Origin of the sequence: Sphingomonas sp. 28-62-11, assembly GCF_002278865.1 — a bacterium.
In the GTDB taxonomy this organism is placed as follows: domain Bacteria; phylum Pseudomonadota; class Alphaproteobacteria; order Sphingomonadales; family Sphingomonadaceae; genus Sphingomonas.
Genome location: NZ_NCGB01000002.1, coordinates 49,163 through 72,849, shown reverse-complemented (window position 1 = coordinate 72,849; position 23,687 = coordinate 49,163). Strand labels below are relative to the sequence as shown.

Sequence of the window (23,687 nt, the reverse complement as noted above, 5' to 3'; positions counted from 1 at the left end):
CGCACCTGATTCAGGCAATGAAGGACTTGGGCAATCGTGGCGATCAGTGAAGGCTGCGTCATCGTCACGGGCGGTGCGCGGCGGATGGGGGCGACGATTGCCCGTCGGTTGGTGGATGATGGCTACCGCGTCGTCATCCACCACCGCCAGTCTCAGGCAGAAGCCGACGCAATTGTCGCCGCGCTCGGTTCAGGCGCCATAGCGATCGAGCAGGATTTGGCGGACGCGGATGCGGCGACATCACTGATTGCCAATGCCCGCGCCGCCTTTGGCGTGCCGGTGGCAGGGCTGGTCAACAATGCTTCGTTGTTCGCTTATGATACCCCGCCCATCACAAGCGGGGCAGAGATTGACCGGCATATGCAGGTCAATCTGACGGCACCGGTGCTGCTTGCCTGTGCGATGGCTGATCAAGCCGATCTGGCCCACGGCGCGGTTGTCAATCTGCTCGATCAGAAGCTCGCCAATCTGAACCCTGATTTCTTTTCCTATACCTGCAGCAAACTCGCGCTTGCCGGGGCCACCCCGATGCTGGCGCAGGCGTTCGCTGATCGGATTACGGTCAACGCCGTGGCCCCCGGGCTGACCTTGCCCAGCCTGGATCAGACCGAGGCGGAGTTCGCTGCTGTGGCGGCGGAAAATCTGCTTCGCCGCCCGGTCGGTGCCGATCAGGTGGCAGCGGCGGTGGCGTTCCTGGTTGGCGCGCGCGGCATTACCGGCCAGACGATCTTTGTGGATGCGGGGCAGCGCTTCGTGCCACTCGCGCGCGACATAATGTTTTCGACGCGAGGAACGGCGCATGGCTGAATTTACGACGGTACTCGACGGCCTGTCGCTGCTGATGCGGATCGGCATCCATCCCGAAGAACTTGCCGCGCCGCAGCGCGTGACGATATCGGTTTGGCTCCATTGCCGTTATGATGATGCCAGCTTGCCGGATGCGATCAACGCCGTGGTCGATTATGATTTCCTGCGCCGTGAGATATTAGCGCTGGCAGCGAGCCGCCATTTCAATCTTCAGGAAACATTGTGCGAGGCGATCGCCACCATCGCGCTTGTCGATCCGCGCGTACAGCGGGTTCGGGTGCGATCATCAAAGCCCGATGTCTATCCTGACGCCGCGGTCGGCTGCCAGATTGATCGCCAGCGCGAGTAGGTCTGTTGTGTCGCGCAGGTCAGTGCGAGGCCAATCGATCGGGGGTTGGTGGCGAAACCACGTATATTGCCTTTTGGCATAGCGCCGCGTCGCAAGCTGCGCCTGCGCAAGCGCTGTGGCCCGGTCGACCGCGCCATCGAGCCATCCCGCGATTTCGCGCACGCCGATCGCGCGCATGATCGGCGCATTCGGCGCTATATCCGTGCGTGCGCGCAGGGCCGCGACCTCGGCCTCGGCGCCACCATCGAACATCGCTGCCAACCGGGCATCGCACCGATCGATGAGCCAGTCCCGATCGGGCAACAGAATAAGCGGAACCAGCGTGATCCGATTGCCGATGCCACCGCTTAACTGGCGCTGCCAGTCGGCAAGCGTTCGTCCCGTCGACCGCACGACTTCAAGCGCGCGGGCGATGCGGGTTGTGTCTGCTGGTGCCAGTCGATCGGCGGCGGCCGGGTCGAGCGCTTGGAGCTGCTCGTATGCGGAGACTACCGACAGCGCCCGCACCGCCGCGCGGACCGAAGGATCGATATCCGGCACCGGCGCAATCCCATCGAGCAATGTCCGCAAATACAGCCCAGTGCCGCCGACCAGGATGGGCAGCGAACCGGCGGCATGGGCTTCATCAATGGCGTTCGTCGCCTCGGTCGCCCAGCGCGCGGCGGAATAGATGTCGGTTGCCTCGACATGACCGAACAGCCGGTGCGGCACGCGGGCTTCATCGAGGGTGCTGGGGCGCGCCGAAAGCACCCGCAAATCGGCATAGACCTGCGCTGAATCTGCGTTGATGACTGTACCGCCGGTCGCTTCGGCGAGCGCCATTGCCAACGCAGACTTGCCGCTGGCGGTTGGCCCTGCGATGAGCGCAACGCGCGGTGCCAGAGGGGAAACGGCCATGTTCATTGCAACGCTGATAGCAGCAGACCGGCTCGATGCAGGCCATATTTCTGAGGCGCTAGATCGGCTGAACGCGGCTGGATGCGCGGTCGTCGGATCGGGCTGGGTCGAGCCCGAACGCGCGGCGGACCTGATGTTCGGCCAAGCGCCCGATATGGCGCGAACGGCGCTGGAGGGCACTTTTGATCGCACCGATGTGGTGGTGCAGGGGATGATGGCGCGGCCGAAATCATTGCTGATTGCCGACATGGATTCGACGATGATCACGGTCGAATGCATCGATGAACTCGCCGATTATGCAGGCATCAAACCCCAGATCGCAGCGGTGACTGAAGCCGCGATGCGCGGCGAGCTCGATTTTGCCGAGGCACTCGACGCGCGGGTTGCGTTGCTGAAGGGGCTTGATGAGGCGGCGATCGACAAGTGCCTAGCCGATCGCGTGATGATCATGCCCGGTGCGATCGCGCTGGTGCGGACCATGCGAGCGCGCGGCGGCACAGCCATCTTGGTCTCGGGCGGCTTCACCCGCTTTGCAGATCCGGTTGGCAAGGCGATCGGCTTCGACCGGGTGATCGCCAATCGATTGGGGATCGCTGATGGCAAGCTCGACGGCCTCGTGGCGCGTCCGATCGTCGATTCTGGAACCAAGGAGGCGACCCTGCTCGCAGCGATCGCCCAACTCGCAATCCCCCCCGAAGCGACGATGGCGGTGGGTGACGGTGCGAACGATCTGGCGATGATCTGCCGGGCAGGGCTTGGCTGTGCCTATCATGCCAAGCCAGTGGTCGCCGCAGCGGCGGCCGTCAGGATCGACCATAACGACCTGACGGCCTTGCTCTATGCGCAGGGAATACCGTCGAGCGAGTGGGTCACGTCCTAGGGCGCAACGGGGACGCAGGGGGTACCCGGTGCTTTGGCGCTGACCGCGCGGCACAGTTGTGCTGCATCGGCACTTGACGCGAGCGGTCCGGCCTGGAGTTTGGTGAGCGTGCCGACGCGCGCATAGATTGGTTGAAGCGCATTCATGCCGCCAACCTTGGCCTGCAATTGCTGCCACAGCCCCCGTGCATTGCCTTCATCACGAAACGCACCGAACTGAACGCGCCAGCCCTTGCCCGAAACCGGACGGGGAACGGCAGGCGCAACCTGGGCCGGCGTAATGGCAGGGGCTGGCGCTTTGGCAACGACCGGCGGCTTTATGGGCTTGGTGGGCGCCTTGGTCGCATTGAGTGCGGGGCGTGCCTCTCCGCCTTCCGCAAATGTCGAAGCGGGCAGTTCGGTGCCACGCAGCCCTGACGATCCCTGACCTGCGACTTCGGGAACATCGCGTGGCCGTTCTGCTGCTGCTTCATAATCACGGGCAAGTGCAATGCCCTGTTGCCGCACGTCCGCCGGGATATATTGGTCCATCTGGCCCAAGGTCTGCCCGCCCTGCGGCAGGCCCGATGCCGCCGCCCGGGTAACCAGTGCATAAGCGCGGACCCAATCCTTCTTCACCGCATCGCCATTGAAGAACATCGTACCGAGCACGAGCTGGGCGCGGGGTTCGCCTCTGCCAGCGGATCGTTCGAGCCAGCGGACGGCTTCGTCGCGCTTGTTGTTCTGAAACAGGGTCAAGCCATAGGAATCCTCGGCCTGAAGATGGCCCTGGAAAGCCGCCTTGCGATACCATTCCTCCGCCAGCGCCAGATCGACCGGCACACCGCGACCTAGTTTATAGGCCTGGCCAAGGTTGAACTGGGCATCGGCATCTCCGGCAATGGCGAGCGGGCGCCAATTCTCGACAGCCTTTTTATACTCGCCCCGGCTCCAGGCATCCACGCCTGACTTCACATCGGCGCGGGCGGGCGCGCTGATCGCGACCATGCCTATCGCGGCCAATGCCATCGCTGCTGTGCTGATCATCGCGCGTCGCTTGATCATGTTCCGTCCCCATCCGCCCAAGCTGGTCAATTCAATATGGCTGTTTAATCGAAAATTGGGTAATAAATGGTTAGCCATATGTCCCGAGGGGCTCATTTCGGGGCGATTTTGCGTTGGTCGCTGCGCCCAGAGCACCGCCTGCACCCGCCACGCGGATGTTAACCACTTCTTATCACTCGACATGGCATTTTCCCCGCTGAAACAGGTAAGACCGGGGAAATAATGCGCGTTCTCGCGATGGCTTCTCAAAAAGGTGGTTCGGGTAAGACCACATTGTCCGGGCACCTCGCCGTTCAGGCGCAGCGTTCGGGCGGTGGTCCCGTCGTTCTGATCGATATCGATCCGCAAGGATCGCTGTCGGACTGGTGGAACGAGCGCGAAAGCGAGTTTCCGGCCTTTGCCCAAACTACCGTGGCCCGGCTCGCTGCCGATCTCGAGGTGCTGCGCCAGCAGGGCTTTCGGCTTGCGATGATCGACACCCCACCGGCCATCACCATGGCGATCCAGAGCGTGATCGCGGTGGCCGAGCTGATCGTTATCCCGACCCGCCCCAGCCCGCATGATCTGCGCGCCGTTGGCGCCACCGTTGATTTGTGTGACCGCGCGGGAAAACCGCTGATCTTTGTGGTCAACGGAGCCACGCCAAAGGCCAAGATCACCAGTGAGGCGGCTGTCGCGCTCTCTCAGCACGGCACCGTCGCGCCGATCACCATTCATCACCGTACCGATTTTGCTGCATCGATGATTGATGGGCGTACCGTGATGGAGGTCGATCCCGGCGGGCGGTCTGCTGCCGAGATCGAGCAGCTCTGGGGCTATATCGCCGACCGGCTCGAAAAGAATTTCCGCCGCACCGTTTTCAGCGCCCCGCAGGCGCCGGGCGGGTTTGCGCCGAACCGCCAGATGGGTGGCTTCGGCCGCCGCGTCGTAAGCTGAGGTGGTGGCGATGATGGGACAACCCAAACCTTTCGCTTCGCTCTCTTCGGGCCTGCTGGCACGCAAGGGTCAGGCGAAGCCGGCGATGCGTCCGCAAGGCTTTTCGGGTTTTGGTGCCGTATCGGAGGCGATCGACGATCTCGGCTGGAATGACATGGGCCATAATGACAGCCAGCCCGGCCCAGCGCCGGCCGAGCCGCTGCCATTGCCGCCTGTGCTGCGCCAGCGTGAAGCGTTGAGCCAGGAAATCGAGGCTGCAGCACCAGCGCCTGAGGGCGTTGCCCCGGTCCTGATTCAGGCGGCATCGCATTCGATTTCCCCTGCCGTACCAATGGCGATGCCGCGCGACGTTTCGTCGTCAACCGAGCGCTCGCCAAAGCGGCGGGGCGGTGGCGGCATTGCGCCACCTGCCGGTAGTTCCAAAGCGGCATTCACGCTTCGGCTCGATGCCGATCGCCATTTACGCCTGCGCCTTGCCAGCGCGCTGCACCGCCAGTCGGCGCAGCAACTGGTGACTGAGGCGCTCGATAGTTTCTTGAAGACGCTGCCCGAGGTGGAAGCGATGGCATACCGGCTGTCGACTGGGGCGGATGATGACCAGAGTAATGGGGGCTGATGCCATGAAGAGCCGGACAATTGCGACCTTGGGCCTATCCGCCCTTATCATCGGCGGGGCGACCGTCGGCACCGCGTTGACGCAGACGAGCATCGCGATTGCCGGGGCGCTCGATGCCAAAGCGTTGAAACAGGCGGCAAGCGATGCCGCCAAAGCGCAGAAGGCGCTGTCAAAGGACAGGATCGCGGCCGCGATCGCTTTTGCCGAGCGCGCGGTACATTTCAGCCCGCAGGATGCGAGCTACCGGGCATTGCTGGGCACGGCCTATCTCCGCGCTGGGCGATTCTCCTCTGCACGCGATGCCTTTACCGATTCGGTCACGCTATCGCCCGCCGACGGCCCGACCGCGCTCAACCTGGCGCTGGCGCAGACGGCGACGGGGGATTGGGCATCGGCACGCAAAACGCTTGAGGACCATGCAGCGATTATCCCCGTGGCTGATCGCGGTTTGGCGATGGCGCTGGCGGGTGACCCCGTAACGGCTGTCGAACTGCTGACTGAGGCGGCGCGTGGCCCGGCCACCGACGCCAAGACCCGGCAGAATCTGGCACTCGCCTTGGCACTCGCCGGGCGCTGGCCAGAGGCAAAGAGCGTCGCCGCACTGGATGTAACGCCTGGTGAAATCGATCAGCGGATCATGGAATGGGCGGCATTCGCGCATCCCAAGGCGGCATCGGACCAGGTGGCGAGCCTAATCGGCGTGCGCGCTGTTGAGGATCAGGGCCAGCCAGTTGCGCTAGCGCTTAACGCGCAGGTCTCCCCGCAGCCCCAGGTGGCCGAATCCGTCGACGCCTATATGCCTGGCAAGCCCGGTGAACCTGTCGCAACGCCACTCGCCGTTGCACAGACGGTTCCCGCCGAAGATATGTCGATGCCTGCCGCATCGCCTGAGCCGGTCCAGGTCGCCGAGGTATCGGCTCGTCCATCGATCGTGTTCGGGGCGCGCAATCCGGTCGTCCAGGCGCTTCCAGCCAATTATGTGCGGGCCAAGGCCAGCGGCATCGCAGCACGCCGCTTCTCATCATCGACTGCCGCAGCCATCGCCCATGTCGAACCGGCAGTGGCGACGACGATGCCTGCAAAGGGCAGCTATTTCGTTCAGCTCGGCGCCTATGCCAATTCGGCGATTGCCCGCGATGGCTGGATGAAGGCAACCCGCCGTTATCCGGCGCTGGCCGAGCAAAAGCCGTCAGGCGTTGCCGTTCGTACCGCTGCTGGGCAATTTTACCGCCTATCGGTCGGCAGTTTTGCGCGCGCCGATGCTGTCGCGATGTGCGGTGCGTATCGCGCGCACGGCGGTACCTGCTTCGTGCGGGCAGGGGCGGGGGACCAGATCGCCCGTTGGGTCCAGGCCCCACGCCAGCTCGCGTCGCGGTAGGTTGAGCTACCCGGTTAGCGCAACCGGTTGCCACCTTTGAATAACATCACCGGTTTGCCCTGAACGGGCAGGCCGTCAAACGGTGTATTGCCTGCGCGGCCGATCAGGGTGTCGGTGGTGATTTGCCAGGGCTTTTCGTCATCTACGACGACCAGATCGGCCGGCATGCCGATCGCGATGGAGCCTGCTTCAATGCCCAGTAATCGCGCTGGATGGGTCGCCAACAGTCCGAATAGTCGTTCGATCGTCACCACCCCGTCGCGCACCAATCCAAGCCCAAGCGCTAGCAACGTCTCGGCCCCCGCCATCCCGGGTGCTGAGTCGGCGAAGGGCAAGCGCTTCTCTTCAGGTCCACGTGGATCATGCCCCGATGACACTATATCGATCGTTCCATCAGCGAGTGCCGCCAGCGCCGCCTGACGATCTGACTCAGCCCGAAGAGGGGGGGAAAGGTGCGCGAAACTGCGAAAATCGCTCATCGCGATATCCGACAACAACAAATGGGCTGGCGTAATGCCGCACGTCACCCGCACGCCGCGCGCCTTGGCCGCGCGTACCAGCGCAAAACCTGCCGCTGTTGTCACTTGGCGGAAATGAAGCGCGGCACCGGTTTCCTCCGCCAGCATCACATCGCGCGCAATCGCCAGCGCTTCGGCAATTGCAGGGGCGGCAGGCAGGCCGAGCCGTGTCGCCGTTTCGCCCTCGGTCGCAACACTGCCGGCAGCGAGCCCGCCATCCTCGGCATGGGCGATCACCGTCAGGCCCAGATCGGCGGCGTAGCGCAGCACTTTGCGCATCACGCCTGCATCGCCAATCCAGCCGCGACCGGTGCCGATTGCGCGGGCGCCTGCATCCCGGTTGATCGCCATTTCGGCAATGTCGCGCCCGGCCAGTCCACGCGTCGCCGCCGCAATCGGGTGAATCCACAGATCAGGTCGCCCGATCAGCGCAGCCCGCTGCACGATGCCGGGATCGTCGAGGACCGGCGACTGATCAGGCATCAGGCCAATGCGAACGATTCCACCAGCATGGCAGGCGGCCAGATCGACCGCGAACACGCCCAGATCAATAATGGCGGGCGCCAGCAGCTTGCCTCCCACATTGTAAATATCGGCATCCGAGGGCAGATCGACCGTGCCGATCCCAGTGATCACGCCGTCCTCGACGAGGAGCGATCCATTGCGAAAGCCATCCGCCAGCACCAGCCGAGCATTAGTGAAGGCAAGCGCCGTCATGCCCAACCTTCCACGCCGCGCGCGCGCCGGGTGAGAACATCAAGGCAGGCCATCCGCACCGCCACGCCCATTTCGACCTGCTCGGTAATTGCCGACCGTTCGGGGTGATCGGCAACGGCCGAGCTGATTTCGACGCCCCGGTTCATCGGGCCGGGGTGCATCACCAGCGCATCGGGCTTGGCCCGCCGCAGCCGCTCGCTATTGAGGCCATAGCGCAGATGAAACTCGCGGGTGGAGGGAATGAAGCCACCATCCATCCGCTCATTCTGCAAGCGCAGCATCATCACGACATCAGCGCCGTCGAGCGCAGCATCGAAATCGGTGAACGGCGTCACGCCCATCCGCTCGATTGCGGCAGGCATCAAGGTCGAAGGCGCAACGACGCGCACTTCGGCGGCAAGCGCGGTTAGCGCGAGGATGTTTGATCGGGCGACGCGGCTGTGCATCAGATCACCGCAGATCACGACGCGCTGCCCGGCAACAGATCCGCGCCGCCGCCGGATCGTCAGGGCATCGAGCAGCGCTTGGGTCGGGTGTTCGTGCCAGCCGTCTCCTGCATTGAGCACCGGGCAATCGACCTTGCTCGCGATCAGCTTCACCGCGCCCGAGCTCGAATGGCGGATCACCAGCATATCGGCGCGCATCGCGTTGAGCGTGACGGCGGTGTCGATCAGCGTCTCGCCCTTTTTGACGCTCGATTGGGCGGCATGCATGTTGACAACATCGGCCCCCATGCGTTTCCCGGCGATTTCGAACGACAGCAGCGTGCGTGTGCTGTTTTCGAAAAAGGCGTTGATCAGGGTCAGCCCGTCGAGCGGCCGTTCGCTCTTGGCGCGGCTGCGGTTCACCTCGATCCATTGTTCCGCCTCATCGAGCAGAAAAGTGATCTCGTGCGGCTGAAGCCCGTCAATTCCCGTCAAATCGCGGTGCGGAAACACGGCGCGTCCAGGGATGAGCGACCCCGGCTTGTGGGAGGCTGAGCGATGATCGGGCGGTTGCATTAAAGCGGCTGGGTAGCGGGGGAGGGGCGGGTGCGCAAGCCGCACCGGTGCCTCACTTGCGCTGTTCGATCGATCAGAAGCAGCTGCCCCACCAGCTGGGGCTCGCCTGACACTCTGACAGGCATTCCCTTGCTGTTGCCGAACGGATGTTTGCCTCAGGTCCGGCCGCTTGCTGCGCCTGATCCGCGGCTATTGTTGGCGGCGCGCTAGAATTTGGTGCTTCGGACTTTACAGTGTCTGGTGCCGCAGAATAATCGTCGACCTTCATTGTGGCTGCCAGTTGGTCTGTGCGCCGCAGGTGTTGGGCATAGGCTTGACGAATGGCTGTTGAGGGCACCGATCGTCATGAACGCAATGCACCAATCTAGGTGACACCGCGATCATCCTCCATGCTCCTCTCATCGGTTCCTGGTTACGCGCAACTGCCGAATGCCGCTATCCAAGATTCTCATTGAAATTCACATAATAGACTTTTTGTATAAAGTTCAATGAATAACTTTAAATCAGATTTTATCCCCGAACATAGTGACCGAGCGCGAGTGACGCCTGGTGGGCGGCAGTGCGCAGAGGCTCGCGGACCTTCACTTCAACAGCGGATTCGTCGCGGCTGGCAAAATAAGTGACGCTGATCGCGCCTGCCACCAGCCCGCTTGCCGAGAAAACCGGCGCGGCAATGGCATGAACGCTGTCGTTCCACTCACCGCGGTCATGGCTCAATTGCTCGGCCCGGATCAGCTCCAGCTCATCCGACAAAGCCGATGTGTCGATCAAGGTTCGATCGGTATAGCGTTGACGGGGTTGGGCCATGACATCGTTGAACAATTTCGTACCACCAAAGGCCAGCAGCAGCTTTGACGCAGCACCCGCGTGGAGATCGAATTTGGCACCAACGCGCGACGTTGGCGACATCGCGCTGGCCCCCTGCACCACATCCATCACTGACGCTTTAAGGCCATCCAATACGGAAAACTTACATGTTTCGCCGGTTTCTACCGCGAGCCTTTCCAAATGGGGATGAACCGCGTCGTGGAGTTCTTCCTGACTCATTTCGACCGTAACGCTCGCAGCCAGGCCAACCAAGCGATAGCCAAGCGTGTAACTTCCCTTGGCTGACCGAATCAGTAGCGCGTGCGAGGTCAGGGTATTGAGGATTCGATATACCGTCGATCTGGGCAGCGCGGTTGCCGTGACAAGATCGCCAATTGTTGCGCCTGAGCCATTTGACGCTTGGATAAAGTCGATCAGGATCATCATTTTGTCGATGATCGGTACATGGTGCGCTTCACTCGCATTGCGCAGTGAGGGCTCGGGTAATTTTGTCGACGGCCTTGGCATTTGGTCTTCCCACTGATCTTCGCACGAGGATGCGTGCGGCAAAACGCTGCGTTGCAATCCACTACTGGTACAGGACCGAGAAAAATCAAGTTTTATGCGCGCAGCGGGTTTTGAGGTCAGGTTGGACCTCGGCTCGGGCCGATTCAACGGCAACTATGCAAAGCTGTTCAAGCGGCCTGTGTGTGATTAATGTCATTCATATCAGAACATGTGGCGCAAAAGTTCCTAAACGGATTGACATGGCTTCGGTTCAGGATTTATGCAGCTGGCCAAGCCCGTCAGTGGCGACAACAGGAGATGGTAATGGAAGGCAATGGCCAGCGCCGTGAGGCGGGCATGATGAACCTCGATGAACTGATTGCGACGCGTGAAGGCTTGGCGCAGGCGGAGTTCACCGTCCCGCAAAGTGCCATCCTTGAACGTTTCGAGAATCTCTACACGGGCCTGGTCAGTGACGTGCTTCGCGAATTTTGCCTGCTCAACCAGGCCCTCCCCAGCTATTTGATCCCGCTTCGCCCTGAAAAGACGGTGGCTGGCGTTGCCTTCACCGTGAAGAGCGCGCCGAATGTGCGCATCACCGGCGAAATGGAAACGCGGACCCGGATGCTCGGCGAACTCACGCCCGACGCCTTTGTGATGTGGGACGCATCGGGCGATTATCGCGCCACCCTGTGGGGCGGCGTGATGACGGCCACATCGGTGCGGATGGGCGTGCGCAGTGCCTGCATAGATGGCGGCATTCGCGACATCCACCAGATCATGGAAAAGGATTTCCCGGTTTTCTACCGGTATCGCAGCCCCAACGGCTCGCTGGGTCGGTGCCAGATCAGCGATTATCAGATCCCCATTCTGATTGGTGATGTCGTGATCAAGCCGGGCGACGTCGTGCTGGGCGATATCGACGGCGTGGTCGTCGTGCCACGCGACATCGCTGAAGCTGTGCTGTTACGCGCTGAGGCGATGAAGAAGGGCGAAGATGAAATCTTCAGCTGGGTCGCCGCGGGCCAGTCGATCGAAGAAATCACTGGGAAGGGTGGTTACTTCTAAGCGGCCGTAGCTGTCTAAATTATTGTCAATAAGCACAAATAACATAAACACGACATAGGAGGGGAATGATGAACGGTAAGTCGATTGGAATCGCGCGCATCCGGATGATGAAGGCCGCGCTTTACGGTGCCACTGCCTTGATGCTGTGCGCATCGCTAGGGGCAACCGCATCAGCGCAAACCGCTGGCGTGCCTGCTGATATGGAAGAAACGTCGGCGGAGCCCGATATCCTGGTGACAGGCAGCCGCATCAAGCAACCTAACCTCAAATCGGAAGCACCGCTCCAGTCGCTTAGCGAAGCTGATTTTGCGCGCAAGGGCGATGTGCTGATCAGCGATGCGCTGAATGATCTGCCACAATTTGGCAACGCGCTCACCAATGCCGGCCAAAGCCAGGCAACCGCCAACGCCGGGTTCAACACCGGCGTCGAACTGATCAACCTGCGCAACCTTGGTGTTCAACGCACCTTGGTGCTCGTCAATGGTCGCCGCCATATCGGTGGTGATCCGGGCACGTCGTCGGTCGATCTCAACTCGATCCCGGGATCGATGATCAAGCAGCTCGATGTCGTCACCGGCGCCGCCTCGGCCATTTACGGCGCGGACGCGGTCAGCGGCGTGGTCAACATCATCCTCAAGACCGATTTCGAAGGCCTTCGCCTGGGTGCGCGCGGTGGCATCAGCGATCGCGGCGATGCGGGTGAGCGCCAGCTTACCGCGTTGCTCGGCAGCAAATTTGCTGATGATCGCGGGCATTTCGTGGTCGGTGCCGAATATTACAAATCGGACGGCTTTTTGCTCGGCGACCGGCCTTACGGCCAGCTTGATGCGATCAACAATCTGCAGAACGGCCTTGGTGGCTCAAGCGGCATTCCGGGCGGGCGTATCACTGGCGGTGCCAACGGAATCTTCATTTTCAATTCGGCCAATCAGCTGGTCCCAGCCGCCACCGCGCCGATTTCGGAGACTTTTTTCCAGCGCTCACCTATCCGCAGCCAGCAGGCTGCCAATGAACGCTATATCGCATCGTTCAACACCAGCTATAAACTGGTCGATGGCGATGGGTTTACGGCGGAGGCCTATCTCGAAAGCAGCTATGCCAACGCCAAAACGAGCATGCAGATCGAGCCGCAGGTGATCTTCTTCCAAGGGCTTCCCCGGTTCGGTACGCCGTTTGAAGCACCCGCTGATGGTCCTCGGATCCCGGCGAACAACCCGTTCCTGTTGCCGCTCATTCCGACGATCGGCGCGATTCCGGCGGCGGGTGTCCAGGTCAACCGCCGATTCAGCGAGCAGGGTCCGCGCTTCATTGATGTCGAACGCGATACGTTCCGCATTCTGGGTGGCGTTCGCGGTAACCTCTTCGGAACGTGGACTTATGACGGCTATTACCAATATGGTAATGTGAAGTCCGCGCAGACCGAAACCGGCGTTCTCGATCGCTTCCGGTTGGCGGCGGCGGTCGATGTCGATAACAATGGCACACCTGGCAATCTGGCGGACGATCGCTGCGCCGATCCACGCTTTGTCGCGCTAGGCTGTATCCCGCTGAACGTCTTCGGCGTGGGTTCGGTTAGCCAGCAATTCCTAGATTATGCGACGATCCCCTCCATCTCGCTTACCGATGCGAAACAGACCGTCGTCTCGGGCTTTGTCAGCGGCGAGGTATTCAATCTGCCGGCTGGACCCGTCAGCGTCGTGCTGGGGGCCGAATATCGCCGGGAATCGTCACGGATCGATCCGGCACCATCTTATCTCGATCGTTCGAGCTCGGTCCGCTTCCTCGATGGGGCTGACGGCAGTTATTCGGTGACCGAACAGTTTGCCGAAGTGCGCGTGCCCGTGCTGAAGGACAAGCCCTTTTTCAAGTCGCTTGCCTTTGGTGCCGCTGTTCGCTTCAGCGATTATACCACGGTTGGCAACGAGTTTTCGTGGAATGTGCGCGGCGATTGGCAGGTCAATGATGCCATCCGCATCCGGGGCACGACCGGCACGGCAGTGCGCGCGCCAAACATCAACGAATTGTTCGCACCCGTCGGTCGCGCCAATGCCGCCTCTTTCGATCCGTGCGACACGGTCGATGATTTTGGTCGGCCGATTGCAAGAACGGGGAACCGTCTGGCGAATTGTAACGCGCAGCTTGGCGCGCTCGCAGCCACGCTTGATCAAACCCAGGCCCAGCGTGGTACATTGGTCTCGATCAACTCGGGCAACGCAAATCTCGACGCAGAAGCGGCATTTACCTATACTGGTGGCGTCGTCTTCACGCCTTCGGGCGCACTGACCGGGCTGTCGCTCTCTGTCGATTACTACAATATCAAAATCGACAACGTTATCTCAGCCCTGGCCGTGCAGGATACGATCAACCAGTGTTACGATCAGCCAAACCTGCCAGCGGTTTTTTGTAGCCGCGTTCAACGCGATCCGGTGAACGGACAGCTGCTCGGCGTGCAGAACCAGCTGTTCAACGCCGCGACCGAGCAGCTTTCGGGCATTGATGTGCAGTTCAACTATGGCTTCAAGCCCGAAAAGGTAATCAGCGCGATACCGGGTCGGCTTGATCTGCGCGCGAACTACGCTCTGTTGCTCCAGCATGATTTCGTCGCCCGGGCTGGGGCGGCACTCGATGATCGTGTCGGTCAGGTGGGCGATTTCCGCCATCGCTTCCAGTTTGGCGGCACCTACACCGTTTCGAAGGTGAGCCTGAGCCTTGACACGCGTTACCTGTCGCCATCGGTCTCCGACACGACGGCAACCGGGGCGCTGCTGGCGAACAACCGGATCGGCGATTACTGGATCAGCGATGGCCAGATCGCGTTCAATCTGAGCGATCGGTTCAGCTTTACGCTTGGCGCCACCAACCTGTTCGATCGCCAGCCGCCGATCGTATCACCACCAGCGCGGACCTCGACCGAGAATGTGATCGGTGGTCTATACGATGTGCGTGGCCGGTTCGTTTATGCGGGCATTTCGGCAAAGTTCTGATCTGGGGGGTGGCGAGCTAAGCGCTCGCCCCCTTGTTTTTGTGGTGGCCGATCGATGATCAAGCTGACGATGCTCATCCCACCAGCGGTTGATCGCCGCTGGCCGCTCGCCAGCCAGATGGGCATCCGCCACGTCATCGCCAAGCTTGCACCTGAACTCACCGGCAAGCTGCCGCCCTGGGATTATGACAGCCTTCGTTCGGAGGTTGATCGTTATGCCGAGGGCGGTTTCCGGATTGCGGGGATGGAGGGCGACCAGTTCGACATGACCCGTATCAAGCTCGGCCAGCCCGGGCGCGATGATGATATCGAGCTGTACAAGCGGATGCTCCAGAATATGGGCCGCTGCGGGATCGATTTGCTTTGCTATAATTTCATGCCGCTCGGCTGGCTGCGCAACCGGCTGAACATCGCTGATCGCGGCGGGGCGACGACCACTGGCTATACCCATGCCGATGAGGGGGAGCTCGACACGCCCGTCACGCTTGATGCCGATAGTTTATGGGACAATTATAACTACTTCATCCAGCGTGTGATTCCCGCGGCCGAGGATGCCGGGGTGCGCATGGCGATGCATCCCGATGATCCGCCAGCGCCAATGATCCGAGGGATTGCCCGCATCTTCATAAACGCCGATGCCAGCCAGCGCGCGCTCGATCTGGTCGATAGCCCGATGCACGGCCTCACCTTTTGCCAGGCGACGTACAAGACGATGGGTGAGGATGTGGAGGCGCTGGTTCGCCGCTTCGGCGCGCAGAACAAGATTTTCTATGTCCATATCCGCGACGTGAAAGGCATCTGGACCGATTTCGTCGAGACCTTTCCCGAATCCGGTGACACCGACATGGCGGCGATGTTCCGCGCCTATCGCGACATCGGCTTCGACGGCTATCTGCGCCCTGACCATGCCCCGTCAATGGTCGGCGCACCGACGCCACAGAGTTTCGAGGGTGGCGTCAGCGTTGGCTATGAACCCGAGGGCATGGTCTATACGATTGGGTACATCAAAGGCCTGATGCAGGCGACCGGGATGCAATGGTGCTGATGCCGTGATCTACCATGGCGATCAGATATGCATGCCGCCGTCGATGGGTATGGTTGCGCCGGTAATGTAACGTCCGGCCTCAGAACAAAGCAGCAGAACGGCGCCGACAATATCCCGAGGTTCACCATAAGCGCGTGCCGGGATGCGTTCGATCACTTGTCGGGCATATTCGGGATCGGCCAATGGTGCTTGATTGCGGCGGGTGACGATGACGCCGGGCGCAACATTGTTCACGGTAACGCCGTCGGCGGCGAGTTGCAGGGCAAGGTTGCGGACGAGGTTTTCCTGCGCGCCCTTCAGCGCGGCATAGGTGACCATTTGCGGATGCGGTTTGGCCTCCTGCACGCTGCCAATCACCACAATTCGCCCCCATCGCTTTGCGCGCATTTGGGGGAGAACCGCCTGGATGAGTTGAAGCGCCGACTGGAAGTTCAACCGAAATTGCAGATCCACGGCATCCATCGTCACCTCGCCCAGCGGCTGCCGGACTTGAGTGGCGACGGTCGATATCAACATGTCGATCGGCCCGGTCGTCGCGATAAGTGTTTCCAGCGCTTCCGGATCGGCCAGATCGGCAGCGGTGTAGCGGCCACGCTCACCGACCTCGGCCAAGGCGGCTTGGGCAAGGGGGTGATCGGGAGCTTCGATGCCGTGGAGTTGCACATGAGCCCCAGCACGGGCCAGTTTGGTCGCAATCGCAAGGCCGATGCCTTCGCTTGATCCGGTCACCAACGCGCGTTTTCCGGCCAGATTGAAGTCAGACATTGCCCACCGTTTGTATCAAGCGTTGCCATTCCGCATCGATCTTATCGAGCACCATCTCAGCCGGGCTGCGCTGCTGAACCATCGCATGCAGCGCATTGGCCGACCGGGTTTGGAATGCATGGAAACCGGGCATGTTCGGTCGATGGTAGCAATTCGTCATCGTTGCGAGCGTATCTGCATAAAAGCCGCCTGCAAGCGCATCCTGCACCGGGTTTGTCCAACCTGCGCGCGCTGCGGGCTGACCGCCGAATTGCGGGTAGAGTTGGCCCTGGATCGAATCCGATGTCAGCCAGGCGGCGAGTTGAGCAGCCGCCTGGGGGTTTTGGCTTCCTGCCAGAACACCAATGCCCGCGCCCCCCAGAATGGCGCCATTGGGCGATTGCCCGACATCGATCCGAATATCCCCGAAACGCAGCGGATGCTGTGCATAGCCCTGCATCGCATACACCGAATAGCCATAGGTGAGGGGGCAATAGCCAAAATCGTCGGTCATGCTCATGCGGTTCAGCACTGCGACGGGCGAAGCCTTGAAGCACCATGACGGCAATTCCACCGCGAGGGCGGCGATGTCGGAAAGTGCTGCGACGGCGATGTCTCGGTTAAAAGCGGTTTCGGCCTGAAGGTCCATCGGTGGCGCGCCACGGTGCGCGCAGAGCGTGATCAACGCGCCCCAGATCGCCGTTGGCGTCATCGGCATAACGACTTTGCCTGTTGATCGGGCCAGCGCGATGGTTTCCGCCCAATTGCTCGGGAGAACGGGCGATAGATCTTCGCGCCATGCGCACACATGCGTTGCCGCATCGATGGGCAATGCGGCGATGCCCCCTTGCCATTCGAATGACGCCAGGGTGCGTCCCACACATCCCTGCCGACGCGCTTCAATCACCTGCGGATCGAGCAAAGTCTCCATGCCAATCACCCAGCCTTCGTCCAGGGCCTCGCCGGCGAACGGATAATCGAAGATAATCAGATCGTAATCGGGGTATTCATCAAGCGGCGTTTCCGCAAAGGCCTTGAGCGAGCGGCTATCCCAGGTCACGATCGACTGGCCCCGCAAGTCACGCCAAACCTCGCTCAGCGCATGCAAGGGGGCCATTGCACGGGTATGCTGCCAGGCGATCCCCTTCAGCATCGGTTACAACGCATCGACAAGCGCGGTTCGGGAAAGGGGAGCCAGCGGGTGTTTGTGCGGCCTCAATATCGGGACCAAGCCGCCCCTCGCGCGCTGCCCGAACCGCAGCGATGGTTGCCTTGAGATAACCGATCGTGAAGGCACGCGCCGCAAAGCCGCCCATGGGGTGGCGATAGGGTGTCTTGGCTGACGACAGCTCGGTTCGCCATTCCTCGTCCATGTCGATTTGCGGGACATGGCCGGGGATCATGACACCGTTGAAGCCCACCTCATCGAGCACCTTGATCAGCTCGATCGGATCATAATCAGCATCGTCAATAAAGCTCTCGGTGAAGTTAGGCACGCAGCCGCGGGTTGCCTGAAAGTGGACATAGAGCAGCTTACCAGCCGGGCCGAGCTTGCGGATCCAGTGGGTGAGATCAACCCCCATCGCGCCCCAGTTCCCCAGGCAGAAGGTAAGGCCGTGCGCGTCGCTGGGTTGGATCGCCATCGCCCGTTCGAGATTTTCGGGGCTGCGCATCAGACAGGGAAGGCCGCCAAGCTTGGGGACCGGCGGATCGCTGGGATGAATGGCGAGTTTGACGCCCTCGGCCTCGGCTGCCGGCAGCACGCGCCGGATGAAATATTCGTAATTGTCCCAGAATTCCTCTTCAGAATAGTCGCGGTCGGCGATGAGCGGCGCGTCGCGCATCTGGGCGTAATCGAACGCGGTAGCCCGCGCTCCGCCGCGCACCGGCCGCGAATAGGTCGATCGCCATACGCCGTTGATCATCCAGTTATACCCCAGCACGGGGATGCCGGCGCGGCCACAGGCTTGAATGATCCGCTTATAGGCCTCGATCTGTTCGTCGCGGCCATCTTTGCCCAAGACGATTTTGTCATAGAAATGCGCTGACACGCTTTCGAGAGCGAACAGGCGGATGCCATGTTCTTCGTACAGGTGCCGGATGCGCACGAGTTCCTTGAAGTTCACCGCCTCAGGCGTCGGGAAAGTGGTTGCCCATAACAACCCGTCCTGAATGCCGAGCTGGGCCATGAACCGGAGCCGATCCTCGGTAGGCGGCCAAAAGGTGGCAATGGCGGTCCGCATCGGCAGCGCGTTGAAGGGATGGGCGCGATCGTTGAATTCCACCATGATCTGTCTCTCCAGCCTTGAGGCTCGTCTTTTTATCGGCAATCAAATATTCAAATACGGTTTTGTCTATGATTTCACCGTATTCGAATAGGGCCGTGGGTTGGATCACGCAATAGGCTATCGCGGCGTGCGTTGAGGATCGACGTGATTATCCACCCGGTTGCGACGTTGGCTTGGTTCGGAAAAGCGGGGCGCCTCGAACATCGGTCCGGTATTGGAGCAGCCGCCCTTGATCGGCTTCGGTAATCACGAGTCCAAGGGTGCCGGCGGGATCAAAGGCGAGGTTGGTGGGGCACTGGCCGTCAACCGCGATCCGCCGAATAAGGGGGGTGTCGCCTTCGACCACGGCGACCGCCCCCAGCCCGTACAGCGCCACGAACAGCGCACCGGTCTCGCAAAACGCCATGCCGTCGGGGCCAATCGGTCCGCCGACTTCCGCCCATGGCGTGGCACCGATCCATTGGGTCGTTTCAGCGTTCCAAACCCCGCGCCACAACCGATGTCGATAGGTTTCGGCGATCACCAGCGTTTTCCCATCGGCACTGAACGCCAAGCCATTCGGGAAATACATGCCCTGCGCGATCGCGCGTAATGATCCATCAGGGCGGCGGCACCAGACGGATCCCGTTGGCTCGGTTCGCGAATTTCCGGGGCACGTAAAGACCAGATTCCCTGCCGCATCAAAGGCCAGATCATTAGGTCTATCAGGCGCCACGCCGTCAACGGCATCGACGATGGTCTCGCAAATGCCATCTTCGTTGAGTCGCCGGATGCTTCTTTGGTCGGCGTCGCAGAACCAGGCTTGGTCATCCCAAAAGGCAAGGCCATTGGGCGCCCCGCCAACGGCGATGCGTTCGACCACGCCATCGTTCATGCGCAGCAGCGCGCCGCCCTTCAGTTCGACAGCCCATAACCGATTCTGCCCATCAAACGCCGGACCTTCCGGAAAGCGAAGGCCATTCGCCAAAACGATTGGCGCTCGTTCAAACTGCGAGAGATCTAGTCTTCCGATCATGCAACGTTCCGATCTGGGCTTGTCGAAGGTGTATCGCCGATCTACTCTGGACAAAAATACATATTGTTCAAATAGGAAAATTAATGGATCGGGAGAGCGCGGTCGCTGGACGGCCGGATCGGACGCCTTTGACGGGTAGGGGGCATCCTTCGCCCGTTGGCCGATGGGAAATTGTCGCGCTGTTATGGGTCGCTTTTTTTCTCAACCAGGCGGATCGCCAAGTTTTCAATGTCGTTCTGCCGTTAATTCGAACCGACCTGCAGATCAGGGATGCCGCCTTGGGTGCGATCGCGACGACCTTCACCATCGTTTATGGATTGCTGGTGCCGCTCTCTGGCTGGCTGGGTGATGTCATCGATCGCCGCAAGGTCGTTGTGATCAGCTTGTTGACGTTCAGCACGGGGACGTTGCTGACGGGTTTCGCGTCGAGTTTCCTGCTGCTGCTGATGTATCGCGGCATTGCGACTGGGGCAGGCGAGGCGCTTTATGCCCCCGCGGCAGCGTCACTGATTGGCGAGGCACATGTCAAAACCCGCGCCCGCGCATTATCGCTGCACCAGACGGCCAACTACACCGGGATTGTGCTGGGCAGCTTGATCTCGGGCCTTACCGCTCAGGCACTTGGCTGGCGTGCCGCCTTTCTGATTTACGGTATCGCCGGCCTTGCCTGGGGCATTTTTCTGATGTGGCGATTGCGTGGCCATCAGCCGTTGCGCGACGCGGCGGCGGCACCGAAGGATTGGGCGACGACCCGGGCGACGGTTCGCGACTCGCTTGCAGTGATTGCGGGCACGCCAACCATCATCGCCCATATGATTGGCTTTGGCGGGCTGATTTTTGTGCTCGTTGGCTTCCTGACCTGGACCCCCACGCTCCTGTTCGAGCGCTTCGGTGTACCGATTGCCTATGCCGGTTTCGAAGCCGTCGTTTATCATCACATCGGCGCCTATGCCGGTCTTGCGCTTACAAGTTGGGCGACTGACCGGCTGATGGGGCGCTGGCCGCGTGTGCGTTTGCTCTCGATGGCATTCGGATTGATCGGGATGGTGCCGTTCATCTGGTGGGCAGCGTCGGCATCCACCGCGTGGCAGGCCTATGTCGCGCTCGGCTTGTTTGGCTTTTTCCGGGGGATTTACGATGCCGGTATCTTCGCGGCGATCTTTGATGTGGTGGAGGACCGGCTTCGCTCGACCGTGACGGGCATATTGCTGGCATCAGGGTTCCTGATCGGTGCAGCATCGCCATCGATCATGGGGGCGATGAAGGCAAGCTATGGCCTGGAAGGCGGTATGCAGGTGCTTGCGATTGCTGCCCTGATTGCAGGGATGGTGTTGGGCATAACCACCTTGCTCGATCGCCCCAACCGTGCGGTCGGGGCATTATGAGCTTCAGCCATTAGTCTTTAGCATGGCGCCAGCGGTTCAAGGCTCGGCTTTGAAGGGCAAAGCACCGCCTTCGTGCAGTTCGAATAACTAATCTTGCGTGTCATGCTGAAAAGGTAGCGCGTGAGTGCAAGGTTACGCCGGGCTAAAATCGCCCTTCTCGTCCATCACGTGCAGCACCCCGTCGGCGATCGCGAAATAGGCGCCGCGAATCTTCAACCGACCATCGGCTTCGCGCGGCGTGATGAAGGGGAAGGTCCGTAGATTGGCGATGCTGACGCGCACCGCTTCCAGTTCCATCGCGTGGACGGCTTCAGGGCCATCGCCATATTCAGCGATGATTCGTTCGCGCGCGTCGGCGAGCAAATCGACCCAATGCGCAATGAACCCGCCTTCGCCGGGCTTGCATCCATCGAATGCCTTGGACAGTGCCGCCTTGGCACCGCCGCAGGCACCGTGGCCCATAACGACGATCTCGTTCACTTCGAGCTGGGTCACCGCGAACTCGAGCGCTGCTGACACACCGTGGCGCGAGCCATCGGTTTCGAACGGCGGCACCAGATTGGCGACGTTGCGAACGACGAAAATCTCGCCCGGAGACGTATCGAAAATCTGCGATGGGTCGACTCGGCTATCGGAACAGGAAATGACCATCACACCAGGGCTTTGGCCCTCTTTGAGCTTTGCCCAGCGGTCGCGCTCCCGGGGCCAGTCAGTGTCGCGGAAACGGTGATAACCGCCGATGAGATTGTTCAAGTCAGGCATCGGGTTGGTTTATCGCCGACCCGTGGGGCTGGCAACCCGTGCGAAGCATCGCTATGTCATCAACATGAACGAGATGTCATCGCTTGCCCCAAAACCTGCGGGGCCGGAACGCCAGCGCAAGCCCGACTGGATCAGGGTAAAGGCACCGACGAGCACCGGCTTTGCCGAAACCAAGGCGATGATGCGCCGCCTGAACCTGAACACGGTGTGCGAAGAGGCCGCTTGCCCCAATATCGGCGAATGCTGGACGAAAAAGCACGCCACGGTGATGATCCTGGGCGACACCTGCACCCGCGCCTGTGCCTTCTGTAACGTGAAGACGGGGATGCCCCGTGCGGTCGACGCGATGGAGCCCCAGCATACCGCTGATGCCGCTGCCGAGCTTGGGCTTGAACATATCGTCATCACCTCGGTTGACCGCGACGATCTGCCCGATGGTGGAGCGAGCCAGTTCGTCAAGGTGATCCAGGCGCTGCGTCGGACCACGCCCAACACGACGATCGAGATTTTGACCCCCGATTTCCGCAACAAGGCGCAGGCCGCGATTGAATCGATCGTCGAGGCTGGACCGGAAGTCTACAACCATAATCTCGAGACCGTTCCTCGTCTGTACCCGACGATCCGGCCCGGCGCGCGCTACTATGCGTCGCTGCGTCTGCTCGAGAGCGTGAAGCGCCATGATCCGTCGATCTTCACCAAATCTGGCGTCATGCTCGGGCTGGGGGAAGAGCGGCTCGAAGTGCATCAGGTGATGGACGATATGCGCAGCGCCGATATCGATTTCCTGACGATGGGCCAGTATCTGCAACCCACGCCGCGCCACGCCAAGGTCATCGATTTCGTGCCGCCGGCCGGGTTCGATGCCTTTGCCGCGATCGCCCGTGCCAAGGGATTTTTGTTGGTCGCCAGTTCACCACTGACGCGCTCAAGCTATCACGCCGGGGATGATTTCGCCCGGTTGCGGGCAGCGCGCGAGGCACAGTTGGCGCGCGCCTGATGCCGCGCCACACCGAAACGCGGCGACTGCCCTATCCGCCGGAACAAATGTTTGCGCTGGTCGGTGATGTCGCGCGTTATCCTGATTTTCTGCCTTGGGTTACGGCGATCCGGGTGCGATCGAACAGCGAGACGCAGTTGGTGGCCGACATGGTGGTTGGTTTCAAGGGCTTACGCGAGACGTTTACGTCAAAGGTGCAAAAGACCCGGCCGTCGCGGATTATGGTCGAATATGTCGACGGTCCGCTGAAGTATCTGCGGAATGAATGGGGTTTCAGGCCGGATGGGAAGGGCGGCTGCCTGGTCGATTTTTCCGTCGATTTCGCGTTCAAGAACCGCGTGTTCGAAGCGTTGGCAGGCCAGGTTTTCGATCGCGCGCTCCGCAAGATGATCGGCGCGTTCGAGGATCGGGCAGCGGTTCTTTATGCGCCGGAAGCCGGCTCTGGCGGCATTAGCAGTTCGAGTGCACACAGCGCCGCCTGAAGCCTGATTCCGCCGCGCCCCAGATCGCCGAAATCGCGGCGATCGGCGACAACGTTTGACGGATCGTCGCCCTTTTCAGCGCGGGCGAACACCACGGTGCCGACCGGCTTTTTCTCAGTGCCGCCGCCTGGACCGGCAACGCCTGTGATTGCCACAGCAACGTCTGCGCCCGATGCCGCCAGCGCGCCTTGTGCCATGCTCCAGGCAACCGCGATCGAGACGGCACCGAATGTGTCGAGGACGTCTTGGTTTACCTTAAGCAACGCCGCCTTGGCGTCGTTCGAATAGGTGACGAAGCCGGTGTGCATGACGCCCGACGAGCCCGGAATCTCAGTGATGGCAGCAGCAACCATACCGCCGGTGCAGCTTTCGGCGATTGAAATGGTTCGCCCCGCAGCAAGATTCGCGGTCACAACGCGGCGTGCAGCCTCGACCAGTTCGGCGGGCAGGATCGTATCCATA

General features: G+C 61.2%; 23 protein-coding genes. 12 read left to right on the top strand and 11 right to left on the bottom strand.

Going from position 1 to position 23,687, the window contains the following annotated elements:
• Nucleotides 1-36: 36 nt before the first annotated feature.
• On the top strand, nucleotides 37-807 hold the full coding sequence (locus B7Y49_RS01235; RefSeq protein ID WP_374125740.1) for an SDR family NAD(P)-dependent oxidoreductase: 771 nt from the start codon (nucleotides 37-39) through the stop codon (nucleotides 805-807).
• Entirely contained in the window at nucleotides 800-1,156 is a 357-nt protein-coding gene (locus B7Y49_RS01230) for a dihydroneopterin aldolase (RefSeq protein ID WP_374125739.1), read from the top strand. Before B7Y49_RS01235 ends, B7Y49_RS01230 begins: the two co-directional genes overlap by 8 nt.
• Here B7Y49_RS01230 and miaA read toward each other — a convergent pair.
• Entirely contained in the window at nucleotides 1,094-2,059 is a 966-nt protein-coding gene (gene miaA / locus B7Y49_RS01225; RefSeq protein ID WP_374125738.1) for a tRNA (adenosine(37)-N6)-dimethylallyltransferase MiaA, read from the bottom strand. The genes B7Y49_RS01230 and miaA overlap by 63 nt on opposite strands.
• Between miaA and serB the strand changes: the two genes are divergently transcribed.
• Nucleotides 2,052-2,933, top strand: coding sequence for a phosphoserine phosphatase SerB (gene serB / locus B7Y49_RS01220; RefSeq protein ID WP_374125737.1), 882 nt, complete (start codon nucleotides 2,052-2,054; stop codon nucleotides 2,931-2,933). The two genes, miaA and serB, sit on opposite strands and share 8 nt — an antisense overlap.
• On the opposite strand, the gene B7Y49_RS01215 is transcribed toward serB, so the two are convergent.
• Nucleotides 2,930-3,976 carry an SPOR domain-containing protein gene (locus tag B7Y49_RS01215; protein WP_374125736.1) on the bottom strand — a complete coding sequence of 349 codons (1,047 nt, stop codon included), beginning with the start codon at nucleotides 3,974-3,976 and terminating at the stop codon, nucleotides 2,930-2,932. The genes serB and B7Y49_RS01215 overlap by 4 nt on opposite strands.
• Before the next feature lie 222 nt (nucleotides 3,977-4,198).
• Between B7Y49_RS01215 and B7Y49_RS01210 the strand changes: the two genes are divergently transcribed.
• The 3 genes from B7Y49_RS01210 to B7Y49_RS01200 are packed head-to-tail and all read left to right on the top strand — an operon-like array spanning nucleotide 4,199 to nucleotide 6,906.
• Nucleotides 4,199-4,912, top strand: coding sequence for a ParA family protein (locus tag B7Y49_RS01210; protein ID WP_374125735.1), 714 nt, complete (start codon nucleotides 4,199-4,201; stop codon nucleotides 4,910-4,912).
• Nucleotides 4,913-4,922: 10 nt separating this feature from the next.
• Nucleotides 4,923-5,528, top strand: a complete 606-nt coding sequence (locus B7Y49_RS01205) for a hypothetical protein (RefSeq protein ID WP_374125734.1) — start codon at nucleotides 4,923-4,925, stop codon at nucleotides 5,526-5,528.
• Nucleotides 5,506-6,906, top strand: a complete 1,401-nt coding sequence (locus B7Y49_RS01200) for a tetratricopeptide repeat protein (RefSeq protein ID WP_374125733.1) — start codon at nucleotides 5,506-5,508, stop codon at nucleotides 6,904-6,906. The genes B7Y49_RS01205 and B7Y49_RS01200 overlap by 23 nt, the downstream gene beginning before the upstream one ends.
• A gap of 14 nt (nucleotides 6,907-6,920) precedes the next feature.
• Here B7Y49_RS01200 and B7Y49_RS01195 read toward each other — a convergent pair whose 3' ends face one another.
• The 3 genes from B7Y49_RS01195 to B7Y49_RS01185 form a co-directional block, all read right to left on the bottom strand.
• On the bottom strand, nucleotides 6,921-8,141 hold the full coding sequence (locus B7Y49_RS01195) for a dihydroorotase family protein (protein WP_374125732.1): 1,221 nt from the start codon (nucleotides 8,139-8,141) through the stop codon (nucleotides 6,921-6,923).
• Entirely contained in the window at nucleotides 8,138-9,142 is a 1,005-nt protein-coding gene (locus B7Y49_RS01190; protein ID WP_374125731.1) for an aspartate carbamoyltransferase catalytic subunit, read from the bottom strand. The genes B7Y49_RS01195 and B7Y49_RS01190 overlap by 4 nt, the downstream gene beginning before the upstream one ends.
• Before the next feature lie 510 nt (nucleotides 9,143-9,652).
• The gene (locus B7Y49_RS01185) at nucleotides 9,653-10,393 is read right to left on the bottom strand and encodes an IclR family transcriptional regulator (protein WP_374125730.1); all 741 of its coding nucleotides are present in this window, start codon (nucleotides 10,391-10,393) and stop codon (nucleotides 9,653-9,655) included.
• Between the two features lie 387 nt (nucleotides 10,394-10,780).
• On the opposite strand from B7Y49_RS01185, the gene B7Y49_RS01180 reads away from it, so the two are divergent.
• The 3 genes from B7Y49_RS01180 to B7Y49_RS01170 all read left to right on the top strand — a co-directional run bounded on the left by B7Y49_RS01180 (nucleotide 10,781) and on the right by B7Y49_RS01170 (nucleotide 15,552).
• Nucleotides 10,781-11,524, top strand: coding sequence for an RraA family protein (locus tag B7Y49_RS01180; protein ID WP_374125729.1), 744 nt, complete (start codon nucleotides 10,781-10,783; stop codon nucleotides 11,522-11,524).
• A gap of 68 nt (nucleotides 11,525-11,592) precedes the next feature.
• A complete protein-coding gene (locus tag B7Y49_RS01175; RefSeq protein ID WP_374125728.1) occupies nucleotides 11,593-14,508 on the top strand; it encodes a TonB-dependent receptor plug domain-containing protein in 2,916 nt (971 codons plus the stop codon).
• A 54-nt stretch (nucleotides 14,509-14,562) separates the two neighbouring features.
• A complete protein-coding gene (locus tag B7Y49_RS01170; protein WP_374125727.1) occupies nucleotides 14,563-15,552 on the top strand; it encodes a mannonate dehydratase in 990 nt (329 codons plus the stop codon).
• Nucleotides 15,553-15,573: 21 nt separating this feature from the next.
• On the opposite strand, the gene B7Y49_RS01165 is transcribed toward B7Y49_RS01170, so the two are convergent.
• The 4 genes from B7Y49_RS01165 to B7Y49_RS01150 all read right to left on the bottom strand — a co-directional run bounded on the left by B7Y49_RS01165 (nucleotide 15,574) and on the right by B7Y49_RS01150 (nucleotide 19,551).
• Entirely contained in the window at nucleotides 15,574-16,317 is a 744-nt protein-coding gene (locus B7Y49_RS01165; RefSeq protein ID WP_374125726.1) for an SDR family NAD(P)-dependent oxidoreductase, read from the bottom strand.
• Nucleotides 16,310-17,413, bottom strand: a complete 1,104-nt coding sequence (locus B7Y49_RS01160; RefSeq protein WP_374125725.1) for an extracellular solute-binding protein — start codon at nucleotides 17,411-17,413, stop codon at nucleotides 16,310-16,312. Before B7Y49_RS01160 ends, B7Y49_RS01165 begins: the two co-directional genes overlap by 8 nt.
• Complete coding sequence (locus B7Y49_RS01155; protein ID WP_374125724.1) at nucleotides 17,376-18,584, bottom strand: mannonate dehydratase; 1,209 nt, start codon at nucleotides 18,582-18,584, stop codon at nucleotides 17,376-17,378. The genes B7Y49_RS01160 and B7Y49_RS01155 overlap by 38 nt, the downstream gene beginning before the upstream one ends.
• 148 nt (nucleotides 18,585-18,732) lie before the next feature.
• Nucleotides 18,733-19,551, bottom strand: a complete 819-nt coding sequence (locus B7Y49_RS01150; protein ID WP_374125723.1) for an SMP-30/gluconolactonase/LRE family protein — start codon at nucleotides 19,549-19,551, stop codon at nucleotides 18,733-18,735.
• A 131-nt stretch (nucleotides 19,552-19,682) separates the two neighbouring features.
• Here B7Y49_RS01150 and B7Y49_RS01145 point away from each other — a divergent pair, with 131 nt between their 5' ends.
• Nucleotides 19,683-20,984 (top strand): MFS transporter, encoded by a 1,302-nt coding sequence (locus tag B7Y49_RS01145; RefSeq protein WP_374125722.1) that lies wholly within the window; start codon nucleotides 19,683-19,685, stop codon nucleotides 20,982-20,984.
• 132 nt (nucleotides 20,985-21,116) lie between these two features.
• Here the strand turns inward: B7Y49_RS01145 and B7Y49_RS01140 are convergent, their stop codons facing one another.
• Nucleotides 21,117-21,746, bottom strand: a complete 630-nt coding sequence (locus tag B7Y49_RS01140) for a carbonic anhydrase (protein WP_374125721.1) — start codon at nucleotides 21,744-21,746, stop codon at nucleotides 21,117-21,119.
• 64 nt (nucleotides 21,747-21,810) lie between these two features.
• On the opposite strand from B7Y49_RS01140, the gene lipA reads away from it, so the two are divergent.
• The gene (lipA, locus tag B7Y49_RS01135; RefSeq protein WP_374125720.1) at nucleotides 21,811-22,743 is read left to right on the top strand and encodes a lipoyl synthase; all 933 of its coding nucleotides are present in this window, start codon (nucleotides 21,811-21,813) and stop codon (nucleotides 22,741-22,743) included.
• A complete protein-coding gene (locus tag B7Y49_RS01130; RefSeq protein WP_374125719.1) occupies nucleotides 22,743-23,225 on the top strand; it encodes a type II toxin-antitoxin system RatA family toxin in 483 nt (160 codons plus the stop codon). Before lipA ends, B7Y49_RS01130 begins: the two co-directional genes overlap by 1 nt.
• Here the strand turns inward: B7Y49_RS01130 and B7Y49_RS01125 are convergent.
• Entirely contained in the window at nucleotides 23,165-23,686 is a 522-nt protein-coding gene (locus B7Y49_RS01125; RefSeq protein WP_374125718.1) for a CinA family protein, read from the bottom strand. The genes B7Y49_RS01130 and B7Y49_RS01125 overlap by 61 nt on opposite strands.
• Between the last annotated feature and the right edge of the window lies 1 nt (nucleotide 23,687).